The 1,379-nt window shown below is 66.9% G+C and carries 2 protein-coding genes; both read left to right on the forward strand.

What is annotated here, in order from left to right; translation table 11 throughout:
• Window positions 1-312 (forward strand): hypothetical protein (locus EB084_25540; GenBank protein ID NDD31628.1); only part of this gene is annotated, 312 nt, incomplete at its 5' end.
• Between the two features lie 172 nt (window positions 313-484).
• Window positions 485-1,379, forward strand: an 895-nt coding sequence (locus tag EB084_25545; protein ID NDD31629.1) for a serine/threonine protein kinase, incomplete at its 3' end; no start/stop codon positions are given.

Here is a 1,379-nt window from a genome sequence, read left to right on the forward strand (position 1 = left end):
CCAGAGCCCGACGGCCGCCCTGGGCGATTCCCGAAGCCGCCCCGTCAGCGAACGGCTGGTGAACCCGGCCACGCACGCACCGCGAGCCTCCTCACCATGCGTATTGCTCTCGATGCTTCGCGCAATGGCAAGCACGACGAGGTCATTTCAAAGTACCGCGAGGAGCTGCAGCAGCGCCAGATCAGCGCCCCCGAGCAGCGGCTGAGCCAGATCGACGCCATCCTGCGCGACGCCGAGTCGATGCGCCCCCGCCTGTATCTCGCAAAGCGAGACGCGCTGGCGCGCGAGCTGCTGCGCCTCTGCACGCCATGACCTCCCACGCACTGCGGGAGGAGCGATGAAACAAGTCGAATGCTCAGGTGTCGCAATCTGTATGCAAGGCGCTGTGAAGGTGACGCTGACGGGCGCGCCCTGACACGAGGCGAACCGTGATGCGCGCGGAGAGCCGGGGCCACGGCGTGAGAGGGTGGGAGGGAGCGGGGACGTGCTGACCACGGGAACCCTGTTGAAAGAGCGATACGCAATCGACTCGGTGCTGGGAGAGGGCGGCATGAGCGCTGTCTATCTCGCCTTCGACCGCAGCCTGGGCGGCAAGAAGGTGGCCGTCAAGCAGATGCAGGTGCAGATCGCCCGTGCCGATGATCGCGCGAAGGCCATCGCGCAGTTCCGCAACGAAGCCCACCTGCTCGCGTCCCTCGAACATCCCCGGCTGGTTCCCGTCACCGACTTCTTCGAAGACGGCGAGAGCGCGTACCTGGTCATGGGCCTGGTCGACGGTCGAACCCTGCTCGACGCGTCGATGGAGCCGGGCGTGACCCTGGCAGATGTGGTCGGCTGGATCGACCAGATCGCCGATGTCCTCGAATACCTGCACGGCCGGCAGCCCCCCGTCCTGTTCCGCGACCTCAAGCCGAGCAACGTCATGCTCGATTGCAGCGGCCAGATCCGCCTCATCGACTTCGGCATCGCCCGCACGTTCGAGACCGGACAGACGACCGGCACCTTCCTCAAGGGCGCCGGAACGGCGGAGTTCGCACCCGTGGAGCAGTTCAGCGGCAAGGGCGGCACCGACGTGCGCTCCGACATCTATTCCCTCGGCGCGACCATGTACGACCTCATGACCAGTGAGCTGCCCCCGGTGTCGGTCGACGTGATGGCCGGAGAGGTTCCTCCACCCAACCCACGACATGTCAATCCCGCCATCCCGCCGCCGCTCGAAGCGATCATGCTCAAGGCCATGGCGCTCCGAAAGGACGAGCGCTACCCGGCGGTGCGCGAGCTGCGCCAGGCGCTCTCGCAGGTTCCGCGCGCGCTGCTCAATGGCTCGAACCAGCCGCAAGGCGCACCACCGGCTCCCCAGTGCACGCCACAGCAAGGAC

The organism is Pseudomonadota bacterium, from assembly GCA_010028905.1.
Taxonomy (GTDB): Bacteria; Vulcanimicrobiota; Xenobia; order RGZZ01; family RGZZ01; genus RGZZ01.